Raw genomic sequence first — 16,042 nt, forward strand, 5'->3', positions numbered from 1 at the left:
CGACCATCGGCGCCTTCGCCGGTGTCCGGTGCATCACGTACCCGCAGCTACCGGCCATGATCGGTATCACCCTGCGCACTCCCCCGGCCCTGGTCCGCAGCCGGGCCGCACCCCGTACGATGCTGACCGGACGGGCCTTGCGGCCCGGCCACGCCAGCGACGGCATAAGGGGGGCCGCGCGGGTCAGGCTTATCCAGCCTGACCCGCGCGGCCCCCGCCAGGAGGAAACCGGTGCGAAACCGGTGCGGTCCCGCCACTGTGACCACGGCTCAGCCGTGGGAGCCAGGAACTCCTGCCGTCCTCACACTGCCCGGGGCGCGGACCTCGAGGAAGGCTTCACCATGCGCTGTCGCAGTTCCTCGCGAGTCCTCTGCCCGTCCCGGGGCGTCGTCACGGCCGGGAGGGCCCTCGCATGATCCTGCTCCTCTCCACCTCCGACACCGACCTGCTGAGCGCCCGCTCCTCGGCCGGCCCGGTCCCCTACCGCCTGGGCAACCCGGCCAGGCTCGGCGTCGAGGACCTGCCCGCGCTGCTGGAGAGCACCGATCTGGTGGTGGTCCGGCTGCTCGGCGGCCGCCGCGCCTGGCAGGAGGGCCTGGACGCGCTGCTCGCCGGGCCGCGCCCGGTCATCGTGCTGACGGGTGAGCAGGCCCCGGACGCCCAGCTGATGGAGCTCTCCACCGTCCCGGCCGGCCTGGCTGCCGAGGCGCACGCCTACCTCGCGCACGGCGGGCCGGCCAACCTGGGCGAGCTCGGTGCCTTCCTCTCCGACACCGTGCTGCTCACCGGCCACGGCTTCGAGCCGCCCGCCTCCGCCCCCGCCTGGGGTCCGCTGGAGCGTCAGGCCGCCGAGCACGACGGCCCGCTGGTCACCGTGCTCTACTACCGCGCCCACCACATGAGCGGCAACACCGCCTTCGTCGAGACGCTCTGCCGGGCGATCGAGGACCAGGGCGCCCGGGCCCGGGCGTTCTACTGCGCCTCGCTGCGCGGCGCCGAGCCCGAGCTGCTGGCCGAGCTGGGCCAGGCCGACGCGCTGGTCACCACGGTGCTGGCGGCGGGCGGCACCCGCCCGGCCGACGCCCAGGCCGGCGGCGACGAGGAGGCCTGGGACGCCGGTGCGCTGGCCGCACTGGACCGCCCGATCCTGCAGGCGCTCTGCCTGACCTGGTCCCGCGCCCAGTGGGAGGCCAGCGACGACGGCCTGTCCCCGCTGGACACCGCCACCCAGATCGCGGTGCCGGAGTTCGACGGCCGGCTGATCACCGTCCCGTTCTCCTTCAAGGAGCTGGACGCGGACGGCCTGACGGTCTACGCCGCCGACCCCGAGCGCTCCGCCCGGGTCGCGGGCATCGCGGTGAAGCACGCCCGGCTGCGCCATGTCGCGGCCGCCGAGCGGCGGTTGGCGCTGGTGCTGTCCGCGTACCCGACCAAGCACGCCCGGGTCGGCAACGCGGTCGGCCTGGACACCCCGGCCTCCGCGATGCGGCTGCTGGCCCGGCTGCGGGCCGAGGGGATGGACATCGGCACCGCCGTGCCCGGCCTGGACCTCGACACCGAGGACGGCCACGAGGGCGACGCGCTGATCCACGCGCTGATCGCGGCCGGCGGCTACGACCAGGACTGGCTGACGGAGGACCAGCTCGCCCGCAACCCGGTCCGCATCCCGGCCGCCGACTACCGGCGCTGGTACGCCGACCTCCCGGCCGGCCTGCGCGCCAGGGTCGAGGAGCACTGGGGGCCGGCCCCCGGCGAGCTGTACGTGGACCGCTCGCAGAACCCGGACGGCGACATCGTGCTGGCCGGTATCCGCTCCGGCAACCTGCTGGTGCTGATCCAGCCGCCGCGCGGCTTCGGCGAGAACCCGGTGGCGATCTACCACGACCCCGACCTGCCGCCCTCGCACCACTACCTGGCCGCGTACCGCTGGATCGAGGCGGCGCGGTCCGACGGCGGCTTCGGCGCGCACGCGGTGGTCCACCTCGGCAAGCACGGCAACCTGGAGTGGCTGCCCGGCAAGACCGCCGCACTGTCCGCCGAGTGCGGCCCCGACGCGGTGCTCGGCGACCTGCCGCTGGTCTACCCCTTCCTGGTGAACGACCCGGGCGAGGGCACCCAGGCCAAGCGTCGGGCGCACGCCACCCTGGTCGACCACCTGGTGCCGCCAATGGCCCGGGCCGAGTCGTACGGCGACATCGCCCGACTGGAGCAGCTGCTCGACGAGCACGCCAACATCGCCGCGATGGACCCGGCCAAGCTGCCCGCGATCCGGGCGCAGATCTGGACCCTGATCCAGGCCGCCAAGCTGGATCACGACCTCGGTCTGGCGGAGCGCCCCGAGGACGACGGCTTCGACGACTTCCTGCTGCACGTCGACGGCTGGCTGTGCGAGATCAAGGACGCCCAGATCCGGGACGGCCTGCACGTGCTCGGCCAGGCCCCGGCCGGGGTGGACCGGGTCAACATCGTGCTGGCCATCCTGCGGGCCCGGCAGATCTGGGGCGGCGTCAGCGCGCTGCCCGGCCTGCGCGAGGCACTCGGCCTGGACGAGGCGGCCCTCACCCTGGGCGCCACCGACGCGGCCGAGGCGCAGGCCCGGGCGCTGGTCGAGGCGATGGAGGCCGAGGACTGGGCCCCGTCGGCGGTCGAGAAGGTCGCGGCCGGGCACCCCGAGGCGGTGCGCGAGGTGCTCGACTTCGCGGCCCGCGAGGTGGTCCCCCGGCTCTCCGCCACCACCGACGAACTCGACGCCGTACTGCACGCGTTGGGCGGCGGCTTCGTCCCGGCCGGCCCGTCCGGCTCGCCGCTGCGCGGTCTGGTGAACGTGCTGCCGACCGGCCGCAACTTCTACTCGGTCGACCCGAAGGCCGTCCCCTCCAAGCTCGCCTGGGAGACCGGGCAGGCGCTGGCGCAGTCCCTGGTGGACCGCTACCAGGCCGACAACGACGGCCAGTTCCCGCCCTCGGTCGGTCTCTCGCTCTGGGGCACCAGCGCGATGCGGACCGCCGGTGACGACATCGCCGAGGCGTTCGCGCTGCTCGGTGTCCGGCCGGTCTGGGACGACGCCTCCCGCCGGGTCACCGGCCTGGAGGCCGTCCCGCTCGCCGAGTTGGGCCGCCCCCGGATCGACGTCACGCTGCGGATCTCCGGCTTCTTCCGGGACGCCTTCCCGCACGTGGTGGCGCTGCTGGACGACGCGGTACGGCTGGCGGCCGCCCAGGAGGAGGCCGAGGGCGAGAACTTCGTCCGGGCCCACGTCCAGGCCGACCTGGCCGAGCACGGCGACGAACGCCGGGCCACCACCCGGATCTTCGGCTCCCGCCCGGGCACCTACGGCGCGGGCCTGCTCCAGCTGATCGACAGCCGGGACTGGCGCACCGACGCCGACCTGGCCGAGGTCTACACGGTCTGGGGCGGCTACGCGTACGGCCGCGAGCTGAACGGACGCCCGGCGCGGGAGGAGATGGAGACCGCCTACAGGCGGATCACCGTCGCGGCCAAGAACACCGACACCCGCGAGCACGACATCGCCGACTCGGACGACTACTTCCAGTACCACGGCGGCATGGTGGCCACCGTGCGCGCCCTCACCGGCAAGGCCCCGACCGCCTACATCGGCGACTCGACCCGGCCGGAGACGGTCCGCACCCGCACCCTCACCGAGGAGGCGGCCCGGGTCTTCCGCGCCCGGGTGGTCAACCCGCGCTGGATCGAGGCGATGCGGCGGCACGGCTACAAGGGCGCCTTCGAGATGGCCGCCACGGTGGACTACCTGTTCGGCTACGACGCCACCACCGGCGTGGTGGCCGACTGGATGTACGAGAAGCTCACCCAGGAGTACGTGCTCGACCCGACCAACCGCGAGTTCCTCAGCGGCGCCAACCCCTGGGCCCTGCACGGCATCAGCGAACGCCTGCTGGAGGCCGCCGAACGCGGGCTCTGGGCCGAGCCCGACCCGGCCCTGATCGACGCCCTCCGAACCGCCTTCCTCGAAACCGAGGGCGACCTCGAAGGCGACGCCTGAGCCAACGCGCCTGCCTGCACCCCGACTCACAGGGTCGCAGGCAGGCGCTCGACTTCCGGCAGCTGCTCAGCCGTCGACCACCCAGAGGCTCGGGGCTCCGCCGTAGGCAGACGCTCAACGGTCAACTACCCAGGGGCTCGGGGCTGCACCATAGGCAGGCGCCCAGCCGTCAACCACCCAGGGGCTCGAGGCTGCACCATAGGCAGGCGCCCAGCCGTCAACCACCCAGGGGCTCGAGGCTGCACCATAGGCAGACGCTCAGCCGTCGACTACCCAGGGGCTCGGGGCTGCACCATAGGCAGACGCTCAGCCGTCGACTACCCAGGGGCTCGGGGAACTGCGAGGAGATCTGGCGTTCGGGTCACTGCGAAAGTGCCTGACCACCCACGCGACGATCACCTTTACCGAGGCCGGCGTCGCAGTTCCCCGAGCCCCTGACTCCGTAGCGGGCTGAGCACCTGCCGACAGCACAGCCCCGAGCCCCTGACCGTAGAGCTGAAGCACCTGCCAAAAAGGCAGGCGTCGCCCACGCGGCGGAGCCGCACAACAGCACAGCCCCGAGCCCCTGACTCCGTAGCAGGCCGAGCACCTGCCCACAGCGAAGCCCTGACCGTGGACGACTGAGCCCAGGCTTTCCCCGAAGGGTCAGCGGTGACTGAGACCCTGGTCGATGGCTGCGTAGAGTTCGCCGTTCGGGGTGTCGCCGTCCAGGGCCCAGACCATGGCGCCGCCCAGGCCGCGCAGCTGGACGTAGGCCGCCTTGGTGCGGAGCACTGTCGGGTCGTCGTACGTCCAGAGCGTGGTGCCGTCGAACAGCCAGGCGCTGCCGATGCCCCGGTGGACCTGGTAGGTGCCGGAGTCCGCGAGCTTCTTCAGGGCCTTGTAGTCCTCGGTGCCCGCGACCCAGGTCGCGGGGGCGGGGGCGGTGGCCGGCTGGTCGAGGCCGTTGCCGCCGCCGGTGACGCCGGTCCAGCCCTGGCCGTAGAACGGCATGCCGACCACGAGCTTCTTGGCCGGGGCGCCGCGCCGCAGCCAGTCGTTGACGGTCTGGTCGACGCTGAAGTCGCCCTTCTTGGCGAACAGCGCGGACTGCTGGGCGGTGGTCTTCTCGCCGGAGACGTGGAAGTCGTAGCCCTGCAGGTTGACGAAGTCGAAGTCCCGGGTGATCTTGGCGACCTCGAAGCCCGCGTCGATCTTCGCCGGGTTGGCGGGGGCGTACGCGCTCAGGTCGAAGTGCTTGCGCTTGGCCAGCGACTTGCCGTACGCGTCCAGCTGGACCCGGAACTCGTGCACCAGCTTGGTGAAGTTCTGCTTGTCCTCGGGGCGGATGCCGTTGCCGGGGGCGCCCTCGGAGCCGGGCCACTCCCAGTCGAGGTCGATGCCGTCGAACAGGCCGGCCGCGGCGCCGACGCCACCGCGGGCGCCGTCCACGGGCAGGTTGCCCTTGATGTAGGTGTCGAGGCAGGAGGCGACCAGCGCCTTGCGGGAGGCGTCGGTGCGCACCGAGTCGGAGAAGTGCGCGGATCCGCTCCAACCGCCCAGCGAGATCATGACCTTGAGGCCGGGGTTCTTCGCCTTCAGCTCACGGAGCTGGTTGAAGTTGCCCGCCAGCTTCTGCTCGGCGCTGTCGGCGGTGCCGTCCACCGAGTTGGCCGCGTCCACCGGGCGGACGTAGTCGGCCCACGGGTCGGCGCCGGGCACGTTGCCCACCAGGCACTTGCCGTCCGCGCCGATCGCGCCGAAGGCGTAGTTGATGTGGGTGAGCCTGCCCGCCGTACCGCTCGTCGCCAGGTCCTTGACCTGGTAGTTGCGGCCGTAGATGCCCCACTGGGTGAAGTAGCCGACCCGCTTGTAGGTGTACGGGCCGGACGGTCCGTGCTCGCCGCCGCCGGAGGAGGACGCGCTGGCGGCGGGGGCGAGCGAGACGAGCAGTCCGAGGGCTGCCGCGGTGGCGCCGACGGTCAGCTTGGTGATGGATCGGTGAGGCATTGGCTCTCGTTCCTGTGAGAACTGTGCGGAGCTGTGCTGCAGGGAAAGTATTGGTCTGAACCAATGGCGTCAACCGGTTGTCCGCCATGCAGAACTCCCGGCCCGGCCTCTTGACACGCCCACCCGCCCCTCGCCGACTCCTGGACCGGACAAGGTAGTTGACGAACCAGCAACCGGCACCGTCGGATCGGCGCCCCCGGTCGGCCCCCGGCCCGGGGCGCGGTGGTCCCGCCGACTCCGGCGGGACGGGTCTAGCGTGGGGGCATGAGACCGCCTGCCTCGCTCCGCCAGCCCGCCCGGTACGCCTCGGTGTTGGCCGGTGCGCTGCCCGTGCTGACCTTCCCGGCAGCCGGTCTGGCGTGGCTGGCCTGGGTGGCGCTGGTGCCCGGGCTGGAGCTGATGCGGCGGGCGGCGACCGGGCGGGAGGCGGCGGTCCGGGGCTGGTGGTTCGGGGCGGGGTTCATCCTGACCGCGATGTACTGGCTGGTGCCGTCGATCGGCCCGGGGCTGCTCGCGCTCGCGGTGGTCTTCGGGGCGCTCCAGGGCGCGGTCGGGCTCGCCGTGCACCGGCTGCTGCACCCACCGGTCACCCCGGGACGGGCGGCGCTCGCGCTGCTGGTGGTGCCGTCGGTCTGGGTGAGCACCGAGTTCGTCCGGTCCTGGCACGCGCTCGGCGGGCCGTGGGCGCTGCTCGGTGCGAGTCAGTGGCAGCACCCGGCGGTGCTCGGGCTGGCCTCGGTGGGCGGGGCGTGGCTGGTGAGCGCGGCGGTGGTGGCCGCCAACGTGGGGGTGCTGATCCTGCTGACGGGACGTCGGCTCCCGGTCCGGCTGCTGGCGGTGTCGGCGGTGACCGCGACGCTGCTGGCCGGGCCGCTGCTGTTCGCCGCCCAGCGCGCCCCCGCGCCGGGCGGCACCGCGACCGTCGCACTGGTCCAGCCCGGCCAGACCGCCGGTCCTGAGGAGCGGCTGGCCACCGGCGAGCGGATCACCGCCGAACTGGCCGGCCGGCCGCTCGACCTGGTGGTCTGGGGCGAGAGCAGCACCACCGAGGACCTGGACCGCTCCCCCGCGACGCTGGCCCGGCTGCGGCAGCTGGCCGTCGCCACCGGTGCCCCGCTGCTGGTCGGCGAGGACGCCAGGAAGGCGGACGGGAAGATCTCCAAGGACGCCGTGCTGGTCACCCCGGACGGCGTGGCGGAGCGCTACCGGAAGATCCGGCTGGTCCCGTTCGGCGAGTACGTCCCGCTCCGGCCGGTGCTCGGCTGGCTGACCGGGGTGAGCAAGGCGGCGGGCGAGAACCGGGCCCCCGGCGCCGCCTTCCACCTGCTGCACGGCACCGACCGGGCGGGCCGGCCGCTCCCGTTCGGCGCCCTGGTCTGCTTCGAGTCGACCTTCCCGGACATGTCCAGGGTGGCGGCGGCCGACGGTGCCCGGATGCTGGTCTTCCAGTCCTCCACCTCGACCTTCCAGTCCTCCTGGGCGCCGCAGCAGCACGCCTCGCTGGGTGCGCTGCGGGCCGCCGAGACCGGCCGCCCGGTGGTGCAGGCGGCGCTGACCGGCGAGTCGGTGGCGTACGACCGGCAGGGCCGTCGGCTGGCCGCGCTGGGCACCGACGACAGCGGCGCGCTGACCGTCACCCTGCCGCTGGCCGCGCCGGGCGCCGAGACCTGGTACCTGCGGCTCGGCGACTGGGTCCCGTACACGGCGGCGGCCGTCACGCTGGCCGCCGCCGTCGGTGAGCTGCGCCGCCGCCGGGCGCCGGAGCGGCGGCCGGCCGAGCGTCAGCCCGAGGTGTCGTCCAGGTAGATCCCGAACACCGCGCCGAGCGGGTCCCGGAGCACCGCGAGCCGGGGCCCGTCCGGCACGTCGGTGGGCGGCAGCACCGCCTCGGCGCCCAGGCCCACCGCGCGCTCGGCCGACAGGTCCACGTCGGCGACCGTGAAGTACGGCATCCAGTACGGCGCCAGGTCGGGCGGGAACTGCTCGCCCATGTCCAGCACCCCGCCGAAGTCCCGGCCGTCCAGGCCCCACTGGGTGTACGACTCGGCGGGGCTGACGCTCCATCCGAACAGCGCCGGGTAGAAGGCCAGTGCGCCGGGCACGTCCCGGGTGGCCAGCTCGATCCAGCCCAGCGACCCCGGTTCCGCCAGCACCGCCGCGCCCCGGAAGGCGCGGGCCTGCCAGACCGAGAAGACCGCACCCGCCGGATCGGCCAGCACCGCGTACCGGCCCAGGTCGAGGGCCTCGGCCGGCCCCGTCAGCACCCGGCCGCCGGCCGCCGTGGCGGCTGCCGCGGTGGCGTCCACGTCGGCGCTGGTGAGCGAGACCGTCCAGACGGCGGGCCGGCCGGGGGCGGGCAGCGGGGTGATCGCGGCCACCGGGTCCTCCCCGAGCAGCATCACGCTGTAGCCGGCGTCCTCCGGCTCCGGGTCGGTCTCCGGCCGCCAGCCGAACAGCTCGCCGTAGAAGGCCCGTGCGGCCTGCGGGTCGGCGCTGCCCTGCTCGACCCAGCAGGGCGCGCCCGGCCGGCTCTCGGTGATCCTCATCGGGTGCGCCCTCTCAGCGGATCTCGACGACGCACTTGCCGCGCGCGTGGCCGGACTCGACCGCGGCCATCGCCTCGGCCGCGCGGTCCAGCGTGAAGGTCTCCGAGATGTGCGGGTCCAGGCCGCCGTTGGCGACCAGCGCCGCCAGTGCGGTGAGTACCTCGCCGCTGTTCCGCCGCTTCACGAACGCGCCGCCCAGCTCGACGGCGGCGACCGGGTCGACGGTGGAGACCAGCCGGCCGCCGGGGCGCAGCGCCGCTGCGGCGGACCGGACGTCGTCGCCGCCGATCAGGTCCAGGATGCCGTCCACCCCACCGGGCGCGGCGGCCTTCACCCGCCCGGCCACCCCCTCGCCGTACGCGATCTGGGCCGCGCCCAGGCTCGCCACGTACTCCCGGCTCTGGTCGCTCGCGGTGCCGAGCACCTTGACGCCCCGGGCCACCGCGATCTGCGCGGCCGCGCTGCCGACCCCGCCCGCGACGCCGAGCACCAGCAGCACCTGACCGGGCGTCAGGGCCAGCTGCTCGACCGCGTCGTAGGCCGTGGCGGCGGCCACCGGCAGGGTGGCCGCCTGGGCGAAGGACACGTCGTCGGGCACCTGGGCGGCGTTGTCCGACTCCAGCAGCGTGTGCTCGGCGAACGCCCCGCCGGGGGTGGGCCCGAACACCGGGTCGCCGACCACCAGGCCGGTCACCCCCTCGCCGAGCACCTGGACCACCCCGGCCGCCTCCAGGCCGAGCACCCGGGGCGTCGGCTGCGCGGTGCCGAACAGCCCCTGCCGGACCTTCCAGTCCGCCGGGTTGACCCCGGCCGCGTGCACCGCGATCAACAGCTGCCCCGGCCCGGGCACCGGTACCGGCCGGTCCAGGAACTCCTGTCGCTCCGGCCCGCCGTACGCCACGAATCCGAATGCCTTGGACATGTTCTTCCTTCGCTCGGGAGCTCGTCCGCCTCCACCAGCTTGCGGGCGGCGGGCCCGGGGCGGAGGGGGATGCTGAGCCGAACGGGACAGCCCGGAAGGATGTTGTTCAAATTGGAACAACAGTGTACGGTCGTTCGAAACAGCCCGAAGGAGGTCCGGCATGACGGATCAGCTGAGCACCGCGACGGTACGTTCCAACGTCCAGATCCCGCTGGTGTTCCCGGACGGCTACCGGGTCACCGCCGAGGTCTTTACCTTCCACGGCCTGACCGACGGCGCCGAGCACCTGGCCCTCCGGCTCGGCGAGCCGGGCCCCGGCGCGCCGCTGGTCCGGCTGCACTCCGAGTGCCTGACCGGCGACGTGTTCGGCTCGGCCCGCTGCGACTGCGGCCCGCAGCTGCGCGAGGCGGTCGAGCGGATCGCCGAGACCGGCGGCTACCTGCTCTACCTCCGCCAGGAGGGCCGGGGCATCGGCCTCTACAACAAGCTCGACGCCTACCAGCTGCAGGACCAGGGCCTCGACACCTACGCGGCCAACACCGCGCTCGGCCTCCCCGAGGACGGCCGCGACTACACCGCCGCCGCCCAGATGCTGCGCACCCTCGGCGTCACCGGCGTCCGGCTGCTCAGCAACAACCCCGACAAGGCCGGCCAACTGGCCGGGCTGGGCATCGAGGTGACCGAGCGGGTCCCCACCGGCGTGCACGTCTCGGCCAGCAACGTCCGGTACCTCCGGGCCAAGGTCGAGCACACCAACCACGCCATCGCGCTGACCGAGCTGGTCGGCTGAGCCGCCCCGTCAGGGCCGGCGCGCCGCCCGGCGCAGCCGCTCCGCCACCGTGCCGGTGAACCGGACCGCCTCGCCGAGCGCGGGCAGCGGGTCGTCCCGGCAGAGCCAGCCCCGTTCGGTGGCCGCCCTGGGCAGCACGTCCACCGGCGGCCGGCGCTCCCGCCAGGCGGTCACCACGGCGGACGGCAGGTCGAGCTGACCGACCCCGAAGCTGCGGACCAGCTGGGGGCCGGCCGGGATCCGACGGCCCGTCAGCCCCAGGTGCAGGGCCCGCACCACGTCCACCCCGGCGGTGTTCTGGAACAGCCGGAACTGCGCCCCGGTGCGCGGGTTGAAGTCGACCAGCTTGTACTGCCCGTCCCGCCGGTCCAGCCGCCAGTCCAGGTCGGCCACGCCGTGGTAGCCGATCCGGCCGCAGAACCCGGCCGCCAGATCGGCGAGTTCGGGGTTGGGCAGCGACTGCGCCCGGGTGGTCACCCCGGCGCCGGGGGGCCAGGAGCGGAGCTTGCGGCCGGTGAAGACCAGCGGCGGGGCACCGTCCGGACCGCAGTACAGGTGGGTGATCCAGTCCTCCGCCTGCCCCGGCGGCAGGTACTCCTGGACCAGCACCGAGGGCACCGGCTCCGACGGGCAGGCGGCCTTCAGCTCGGCCTCGTCGTGCACCACCGTGGTGTGCCGGACGGCGGGGGCCCGCAGTCTGGTCCACGCCTCCAGGTTCTTCAGCACCAGCGGGTAGCCGTGCTCCCGGCCCACCGCCAGCAGTTCCTGGTACCCCTGCGGCGCCCAGGCCGCCGGGCTCGGCACGCCGTACCGGCGGCAGACCTCGAACAGCCCGGCCTTGCTGGCCAGCAGCCTGGGCAGCGTGGGCGGCACCGGCGGCAGCAGGAAGTACCGGGAGAGTTCCCCGGCGTGCTCGGCCAGCAGCACGGCCGCCTCGTCGTCGGTGGCCACCGGCACGCTCGGACGGCCGATCGCGGCGCCGATCTCGAGCAGCGCGGCCAGCAGCGCGGCCGGTTCCTCCGAACCGTCGGTGCGGCGGACGAAGGCACCGGTGAGGTAACGGCAGAGCGCGGCCGGGGTCCAGCGGTCCTCCACCATGGCGTAGACCGGGACACCCAGCCGGCCGAGGGTACGGATCACCCCGACCCCGCCGTGGTGCTGCGGGTAGTGCCCGATCTTCACCAGCAGGGCGGGGGTCGCGCGGTCCGGCTCGATCCGGGCTTGCGGCATGTCGGCCTCATCGCTGGTGCTGTCCGGCGCCGGACGGGCGATGCCCCCTCCCCCTGCCGTGCCGGTGAGGATAATTCTCGCGCCACCGGGGCCGGTCGGGCCAGTGCAGGAGCGCACGAGTACGCAGCGACACCGGCCGTGACCCGAATGGGGGTGTTCCCGGTCGGCTCCCCGGGTGCACCCTGGACGGAGGGGTGCTCCGTTCGAGGAGGGCGCCGAATGTTGACCAACCGTCTGTTGACCGCCGGTCGGACCGGATCGCGGTGGTCGTCGTGACCACCGCCGAAGCGGTGCCGGTGACCGTGATCGGAGCCGGCCCGTACGGGCTCGCCACTGCCGCCCACCTGCGCGGCAGCCGGGTGCCGCTCCGGGTGTTCGGTGAGCCGATGGAGAGCTGGCGGGACCGGATGCCCGCCGGGATGTACCTCAAGTCCACTCCCTCGGCCTCCTCCATCTCCGACCCGGCCGGGGTGCACCGGCTGGACGACTTCCGGACCGCCGACGGCCGGGTCACCGGTGGCGACCTCTACCCGGTCCCGATCGACGAGTTCATCCGCTACGGCCTCTGGTTCCAGGAGCGTTGCGTGCCCGCGCTGGAGCGCACCACGGTGCGCCGGATCGACGCCGGGCGGACCGCCTTCCGGATCGCGCTGGCGGACGGCGAGGAGTTCACCAGCCGTCAGGTGGTGCTGGCCACCGGCCTGGGCGCGTACCCGTACCTGCCCCGGGAGTTGGCGCCGCTGGCCGAGGCGGGCCTGGCCTCGCACTCCTCGGAGCACCAGGACCTGACCCGGTTCGCCGGGCGGCGGGTGGCGGTGCTGGGCGCCGGGCAGTCCGCCCTGGAGAGCGCGGCGCTGCTGCACGAGGCCGGGGCCGAGCCGACCGTGGTGGCCCGGACGGACACGGTGCTGTTCGGCACCCCGCCGGAGACCGACCGCAGCACCGACCGCGCGCTGACCGTCCGGGTGACCAAACCGGGTTCGCCGCTCGGGCCCGGTTGGTCGCTGTTCGCGTTCAGCCGGGTGCCCGGGGCCTTCCGGCACCTGCCGGACCGGACCAGGCTGCACTTCGTCCGCACCGTGCTCGGGCCGTCCGGCGCCTGGTGGCTGCGGGACCGGGTGGAGGGCCGGGTGCCGGTGCTCACCGGCCACCGGCTGGGCTCCGCCCAGGAGTCCGCCGGGCGGGTCAGACTGGCCCTGCACCGGCCGGGCGGCGGCACCGAGCTGCTGGACGCCGACCACGTGCTGGCCGCCACCGGCTACCGGGTGGACGTCGACCGGCTCGGCCTGCTCGGGCCCGAACTCCGGCGCGGGCTGCGCCGGATCGAGGGCGCGCCCCGGCTGGACCAGACCTTCCAGTCCTCGGTGCCCGGCCTGTACTTCACCGGGCTGGCGTCGGCGGCCACCTTCGGGCCGCTGATGCGGTTCGTCTGCGGCACCGGTTTCGCCGCCCAGCGGATCTGCGCCACCGTCGCCGGGGCCGTCCGGTGAGCCCGTCACCACCCGGCCGGCCCGGGGCACCCCCGTGCTAGCCACCGCGTCCGGCGCCGACACCGGGGAGGACGCCGCCGGCCGACCGGCGGCCGGCCGACGGGCCAGGGTGCCGGCGCCGTACCTGGTGCTGCCGGTCGCGCTGCTGCTCTGGCTGCTCTCGCTGCGCTCGGTCGACCTGGCCGCGATGAACGACCTGGGGCTGCTCCAGGTGCTGCCGCCGCTGTACTGGATCGCGGTGGTGCTGCTGACCCTCGGCTTCTGGCTGGCGCTGCGTGACCCCCGGGTCCGCACCGGGTGGCTGACGGCGTATCTGCTCGGCCTGATCGGGATGATCCACGCCACCCCGAGCCTGCTCTACCCGACCCTGCGGTACTCCTGGGCCTGGAAACACATCGCGGTGCTGGACGCGATGATCCGCAACGACGGCGCGGTGCCGCGCCCCGGCGGCTTCGACATCTACAACCAGTGGCCCGGCTTCTTCGTGCTGAACGGGCTGTTCCTGCGGGTCACCGGCACGGAGTCGGCCCTCGGGTACGCCGCCTGGGCCCCGGCCGCCACCAACGCCCTGCTGATCGCACCGCTGCTGCTGCTCTACCGGACCTTCACCACCGACCGGCGGCTGGTCTGGGGCGCGCTCTGGGTCTACTACTGCTGCGCCTGGGTCGGCCAGGACTACTTCGCCCCGCAGGCGTTCGCCTTCCTGCTGTACGTCACGGTGCTGGCGCTGGTGGCCGGACAGCTGCCGAACGGCGGGACCGGGCCGGGCGGCGGCGCCCGGCCCTCGCTCACCCCGGCCCGGGCCGCGCCCGGCCTCGGCCGGCTGCTGGTGGTGCTGCTGCTGGAGGCCGCGATCGTGGTCTCGCACCAGCTCACCCCGCTGATGCTGCTCTGCTCGCTGACCGCGCTCGCGCTGCCCCGGCGCAACCGGCGGGCGGTGCTGCCCGCGCTGGCCGGGCTGCTGGTGCTCACCGGCGTCTGGTACTCCACCGTGGCCCGGCCCTTCCTGGCGGCCAACCTGTCGGACTTCGCGGCCGGGCTGACCTCCCCGGAGGGCAACGTCGTCTCCGGGCTGGCCGGCCTCGGCGCCGCCGCGCCCGGCCAGGTGGTGGTGGCCTGGGTGGACCGGGGGATGTCGGCGGCGGTGGTCCTGCTCGCGGCGGCGGCGGTCTGGCGGCAGCCCTGGGTGCGCCGGACCGGGCTGCCGCTGCTCGCGGTGGCACCGCTGCCGCTGCTCGCCGCGAACAGCTACGGCGGCGAGATGATCTTCCGGGTCTACCTGTTCGCGCTGCCCGCCAGCGCCTTCCTGGTCGCCGCGCTGCTGCGCCCCGGGCGGCCGCCCGCCGTGCGCTCGGTCACCTCGGTGGTGGTGACGCTGGCCCTGCTGGGCGGCCTGTTCTTCGGCTACTACAGCAAGGAGAACATGAACTACTTCGCCCCGGGCGAGGTCACCGCCGCCCGGCGGATGATCGCGCTCGCCCCGCCCGGCGCGGTGATCGTCTCGGTCACCGGCGACGTGCCGGGCGGCGTCGCCGAGTACGACCTGCACCCGCGCATCCAGCTCACCCAGGAGAGCCGGGAGACCCAGCAGCTGCTGCTCGCCGACCCACTCGCCGGGCTGATCAGGGCCACCTCGTTCGCCGAGGCCGGCACCCCCGCGTACCTGATCCTGAACCGGGGCCAGGCCGCCGAGTGCTATCTGACCGGCGTCCTGCCGGCCGACACGGTGGCCCGGCTCGGCACCGCGGTGGACGGCGCGCCCCGGTTCACCGTGGTGTACCGCAACGACGACGCGGTGGTCTACCGCTTCGTCCCGAACGCGGCCTGAGGAGGCGTCACCGATGGCATCACGGGTCTTCCGGCGGGTGCGGCGCTCGAAGCTGACGGTCCCGCTGCTGCTCGCCGCCTCCGGCTGGGTCGCGCTGGGCGCGCTGGCCCTCCCCGCGCCGGTCCGACTGCCCGTCACCCTCGCCTACCTGCTGGTCGGGCCCGGCCTGGCGCTGAGCAGGCCGCCCCGGGCCGGGCGGCGCACCCTGACCACGGTGGTCCTGGCGGTCGCGCTCAGCCTCGCGGTCGAGACGCTGCTGGCGGTCGCGCTCTTCCTGGGCGACTGGTTCACCCCGGCCAGGGCCGTGCTGCTGCTCGCCGTGCTGACCACCTCGGCGGTGCTGGCCCGGCCGCCGTTCGGCCGGGTGGCGCTGGCCGCGCTGCTGCTGGTCACCGCCTGCAACGGGGGCAGCGGCACCGGCCAGGAGGTGTGGAACACCCCGGGCGCGCCGTCCAACGCCAGCGGCCCGGCCGACGGCGCCTCACCGGCCGCCCCCGGGCCCTGGCAGCTGGTCTTCCAGGACGAGTTCGACGGCGCCCGGCTGGACCGCAGCCAGTGGGCCACCTGCTACGACTGGAACGACCGGGGCTGCACCAACCGGGGCAACCGGGAGCTGGAGTGGTACCTGCCGTCCCAGGTCTCGGTCGGCCGCGGCCTGCTCACCCTGACCGCCGACCGGCGCGGCACCGACGGCAGCGACGACCGGCGCTACCCGTGGACCTCGGGCATGGTCGGCACCGGCCGGGACGGCTGGGACGCCCAGCCCCGGTTCACCTTCACCCGGGGCTACTTCGCCGCCTCGATCCGGATCCCGGCCGAGTCGGGCATGTTCCCGGCCTTCTGGCTGATGCCCGCCAACCGCACCACCCCGCCCGAGCTGGACGTGGTCGAGTTCCTCGGCGACACCAGCGCCACCACCGCCCAGCTCACCGTGCACTGGCCGGGCCCGGACGGCTCCGACCGGCACGACGCGGCGTACGTCGGCCCGGCCGACTACCCGGCCGGCTTCCACGTCTTCGCACTGGCCTGGGAGCGCGACTCGCTCACCTGGTACGTCGACGGGGTGGCCCGGCACCGGGAGACCGACCCGACCAGGATTCCGGACCAGCCGATGGAGGTGCTGCTCAACCTGGCGGTCGGCTACCCTAAGGCGCCGCCGGACGGCGTGGACACCGCCCGGCTGCAGGTGGACTGGGTCCGGGTCTGGCAGCACTGACACCGAC

Annotated in this window: 10 protein-coding genes and 1 riboswitch; of the genes, 6 read left to right on the plus strand and 4 right to left on the minus strand. The window is 74.2% G+C overall.

All coding sequences use genetic code 11. The features are described from left to right. Window positions 1–219 precede the first annotated feature (219 nt). Window positions 220–292, plus strand: a riboswitch (cobalamin riboswitch). Window positions 293–412: 120 nt separating this feature from the next. Further along, window positions 413–4,024 carry a cobaltochelatase subunit CobN gene (gene cobN / locus ACIRPK_RS03140; RefSeq protein WP_403032112.1) on the plus strand — a complete coding sequence of 1,204 codons (3,612 nt, stop codon included), beginning with the start codon at window positions 413–415 and terminating at the stop codon, window positions 4,022–4,024. 645 nt (window positions 4,025–4,669) lie between these two features. Here the strand turns inward: cobN and ACIRPK_RS03145 are convergent. Next, the gene (locus ACIRPK_RS03145; protein ID WP_403032115.1) at window positions 4,670–6,013 is read right to left on the minus strand and encodes a glycoside hydrolase family 18 protein; all 1,344 of its coding nucleotides are present in this window, start codon (window positions 6,011–6,013) and stop codon (window positions 4,670–4,672) included. Between the two features lie 264 nt (window positions 6,014–6,277). Between ACIRPK_RS03145 and lnt the strand changes: the two genes are divergently transcribed. Beyond that, the gene (lnt, locus tag ACIRPK_RS03150) at window positions 6,278–7,819 is read left to right on the plus strand and encodes an apolipoprotein N-acyltransferase (protein ID WP_403032117.1); all 1,542 of its coding nucleotides are present in this window, start codon (window positions 6,278–6,280) and stop codon (window positions 7,817–7,819) included. Here lnt and ACIRPK_RS03155 read toward each other — a convergent pair. Next, the gene (locus tag ACIRPK_RS03155) at window positions 7,795–8,559 is read right to left on the minus strand and encodes a VOC family protein (protein WP_403032119.1); all 765 of its coding nucleotides are present in this window, start codon (window positions 8,557–8,559) and stop codon (window positions 7,795–7,797) included. The two genes, lnt and ACIRPK_RS03155, sit on opposite strands and share 25 nt — an antisense overlap. Window positions 8,560–8,572: 13 nt before the next feature. Further along, window positions 8,573–9,481, minus strand: coding sequence for an NADP-dependent oxidoreductase (locus ACIRPK_RS03160; RefSeq protein ID WP_403032122.1), 909 nt, complete (start codon window positions 9,479–9,481; stop codon window positions 8,573–8,575). Window positions 9,482–9,641: 160 nt separating this feature from the next. Here ACIRPK_RS03160 and ribA point away from each other — a divergent pair, with 160 nt between their 5' ends. Beyond that, a complete protein-coding gene (gene ribA, locus ACIRPK_RS03165; RefSeq protein ID WP_403032125.1) occupies window positions 9,642–10,271 on the plus strand; it encodes a GTP cyclohydrolase II in 630 nt (209 codons plus the stop codon). Window positions 10,272–10,280: 9 nt separating this feature from the next. On the opposite strand, the gene ACIRPK_RS03170 is transcribed toward ribA, so the two are convergent. Further along, entirely contained in the window at window positions 10,281–11,501 is a 1,221-nt protein-coding gene (locus tag ACIRPK_RS03170) for an ATP-grasp domain-containing protein (protein WP_403032128.1), read from the minus strand. Between the two features lie 272 nt (window positions 11,502–11,773). On the opposite strand from ACIRPK_RS03170, the gene ACIRPK_RS03175 reads away from it, so the two are divergent. From ACIRPK_RS03175 to ACIRPK_RS03185, 3 genes are read left to right on the plus strand one after another with little or no spacing between them, the layout of a single operon-like run. Beyond that, window positions 11,774–12,991 carry an FAD-dependent oxidoreductase gene (locus ACIRPK_RS03175; protein WP_403032130.1) on the plus strand — a complete coding sequence of 406 codons (1,218 nt, stop codon included), beginning with the start codon at window positions 11,774–11,776 and terminating at the stop codon, window positions 12,989–12,991. 34 nt (window positions 12,992–13,025) lie between these two features. Beyond that, on the plus strand, window positions 13,026–14,819 hold the full coding sequence (locus ACIRPK_RS03180; RefSeq protein ID WP_403032132.1) for a glycosyltransferase: 1,794 nt from the start codon (window positions 13,026–13,028) through the stop codon (window positions 14,817–14,819). A 13-nt stretch (window positions 14,820–14,832) separates the two neighbouring features. Next, window positions 14,833–16,035, plus strand: coding sequence for a family 16 glycosylhydrolase (locus tag ACIRPK_RS03185; RefSeq protein WP_403032134.1), 1,203 nt, complete (start codon window positions 14,833–14,835; stop codon window positions 16,033–16,035). Window positions 16,036–16,042 lie beyond the last annotated feature (7 nt).

It is taken from the genome of Kitasatospora sp. NPDC101801, from assembly GCF_044766665.1.
Classification (GTDB): domain Bacteria; phylum Actinomycetota; class Actinomycetes; order Streptomycetales; family Streptomycetaceae; genus Kitasatospora.